Source organism: Synechococcus sp. H60.3, from assembly GCF_047462295.1.
GTDB lineage: Bacteria > Cyanobacteriota > Cyanobacteriia > Thermostichales > Thermostichaceae > Thermostichus.
The window spans coordinates 1,626-4,039 of record NZ_JANSIY010000092.1 but is presented as its reverse complement, the minus strand read 5'-3'; the positions used below and the strand labels follow the sequence as shown (position 1 = coordinate 4,039).

The 2,414-nt window shown below is 59.6% G+C and carries 3 protein-coding genes; all 3 read left to right on the top strand.

Annotation, left to right across the window (positions count from 1 at the left end; translation table 11 throughout):
- The coding region (gene psbP, locus NW841_RS09815) for a photosystem II reaction center PsbP (RefSeq protein ID WP_414386217.1) at window positions 1-204 on the top strand (204 nt) is incomplete at its 5' end.
- A gap of 169 nt (window positions 205-373) precedes the next feature.
- Window positions 374-1,168, top strand: coding sequence for a 3',5'-cyclic-AMP phosphodiesterase (gene cpdA, locus NW841_RS09810; RefSeq protein ID WP_414365909.1), 795 nt, complete (start codon window positions 374-376; stop codon window positions 1,166-1,168).
- 91 nt (window positions 1,169-1,259) lie between these two features.
- Window positions 1,260-2,414: a homocysteine biosynthesis protein gene (locus NW841_RS09805; protein ID WP_414386216.1), complete on the top strand. Its 1,155-nt coding sequence runs from the start codon at window positions 1,260-1,262 to the stop codon at window positions 2,412-2,414.

Here is a 2,414-nt window from a genome sequence, read left to right as displayed (position 1 = left end):
GCCGAAGCTTTTGAGCGGCAAGGCCAGCCTTACTACCTGTTTGAATACCAAACTGACCTGGGATCCCAGCTCCGCCACGAGATAGTGACGGTAACCGTGCGCCACCATCGCCTCTATACTCTGACGGCCTCCACCCAAGAATCCCGCTGGCCCCAGGTGCAGGCCGCCTTCAGGAATGTGGGCCGTTCTCTGAATGTTTCCTGAAGCTTTTCCTTAGAAGATTTTCTCAAGGGGTTGAACCGGGCGGGGTGGACTTGGGCAAGTTAAAGCTGAGCCTTCCCGATGGAGTTGCCTGCCGATCCCGGCTGAGGCATCTGGTGCTAAAACGTTAATGTTTTAAACCTGCAGAGATGGACTCCTATCCCCCTTCTCTATGACCGTATACGTGGTTCAGATCAGTGACCTGCATCTGTTTGCCAAGCCGCACCAGCGACTGCTGGGGGTGGACACGGAAACCTCTTTTCTGCAGGTGCAAAAGGCGATTGCCGCCTTGGATCCCTTGCCCGATCTGCTGCTGCTCACTGGGGATCTCGCCCAAGATGGCAGCGCCGCCGCCTACGCCCGTTTGCGAGAGCATCTGCAGGCTCTTCCCATCGACACCTATTGGCTGGCGGGGAACCACGATCGCCTTCATAACATGAACTCAGAGCTCCGCGCCGAGCGAGTACACGGGGAGAAAAGCTTCAGTCGAGAGAACTGGAGCTTCATTTTATTGAACTCTCTGGTGCCGGGCAAAGACAGCGGCTACCTAACGGATCGCACCTTGCTGTGGCTCCGCCAAGAGCTGCAGCGCAGCCAGGCTGCCCAGAACCATGTTCTCTTGGCCCTGCATCACCCCCCTTTTTCGGTAGGTTCCGATTGGCTGGATCAAAGCGCCCTGCAGCAGCCAGAGCGGCTGTTTCAGGTCTTGGACGAGTTCGACCACATCCGCTTGGTGATCTTTGGCCACATTCATCAAGAGCTGCACTGCCGCCGCCAGGGGGTTGATTACTTGGCCTGCCCCTCCACCTGTGTGCAATTTTGCCCCAAGAGCTCTCGGTTTAGCCTGGACGTGATCCCTCCGGCCCTAAGGCAGATATGGCTGGAGCCGGATGGCAGCTTCAAAACCCAGGTGCAGCGGGTGGAAGCCGCCTTGCAAACGCCCAACCTAGCCCTGAAAGGGTACTGAGCGGCCATCCCTGGAAAACCCTCCAAGCTACCCTAGCTTCTCAGCGGGCAGAAGTCTGCCCGGACTACTTGTCGCCATTCCTTGCGAGGCAATGGAGAGAACGCTGGCAGAAATTAATCGGCGCATTGCCCAAGGCCAGGTGCGGGTGTGGACGGCCCTAGAGGCCAAAGCCAAGCTGGCCACCCTGGGCATTGAGCAGGCTTTTGAGCAGGTGGATGTGGTAACCACCGGTACCTTTGAGCCAATGGAGTCGTCAGGGGCAATCCTCAACCTGGGCCATACGGATCCGCCCATTAAGATTCGCCAAGCCTGGTTGAACGGGGTGCCAGCCTATGCCGGCTTTGGGGCTGTCGATCTCTACATTGGGGCGGCCCAGCCCAGTGAGCAAGCCGAGCACCCCTATGGAGGCGGCCACGTCATCGCCGATCTGGTGGCCGGCAAGCGGGTGCACCTGCGGGCCATCGGCCAGGTAACCGACTGCTATCCCCGGGCCGACTACGAGACCACTCTGACGCGGGATCAGCTCAACCAGTTCTACTTGTTCAACCCTCGCAACGCTTACCAAAACTTCATTGTCGGCGTCAACGGTGGGGATCGGCCCTTGTACACCTATTTGGGCCTGTTGGAACCCAACCTGGGCAATGCCGTCTATTCCAACCCAGGTGAGCTCTCCCCCCTCCTCAACGACCCCCTCCTGCGCCGGGTGGGGATCGGCAGCCGCATCTTCCTAGGAGGGGGCACCGGCTATGTAGCTTGGGAAGGCACCCAACACTTCCCGCGGCAAAAACGGCTGCCCAACCAAACCCCCATTGGCCCAGCAGCCACCTTGGCCCTCATTGGTGACGCCAAACAGATGCAAGCGGAATGGGTGCGGGGCTGCTACTTCCGCAACTACGGCCCCAGCTTGATGTTGGGGGTGGGGATCCCCATCCCCATCCTCTCCCCTGCCGATCTGGAGTCCATTGCTGTCCGGGATGAGGAACTGGTGGCGCCGGTGATCGACTTTTCTATCCCCCGGCGGGTGCGGCCCACCTTTGGCCTGGTGAGCTATGCCCAGCTCAAATCCGGCCACATCACCCTCAACGGCCGCAAGGTGCGCACTGCTCCCCTGGCCAGCCTGCGCCGCTCAATGCAAGTTGCCGAGATCCTTAAACAGTGGATTGTCAGCGGCCAGTTTACTCTCACCCAGCCGGTTGCCCCTCTGCCCCTAGATCGGGAGTTGCTCGCCCAGAACCCTCATTCATAA

Excerpts from the sequence above, each read along its gene's own strand:
- cpdA (WP_414365909.1), top strand. The coding sequence starts at position 374 with ATGACCGTATACGTGGTTCAGATCAGTGACCTGCATCTGTTTGCCAAG.
- NW841_RS09805 (WP_414386216.1), top strand. The coding sequence starts at position 1,260 with ATGGAGAGAACGCTGGCAGAAATTAATCGGCGCATTGCCCAAGGCCAG.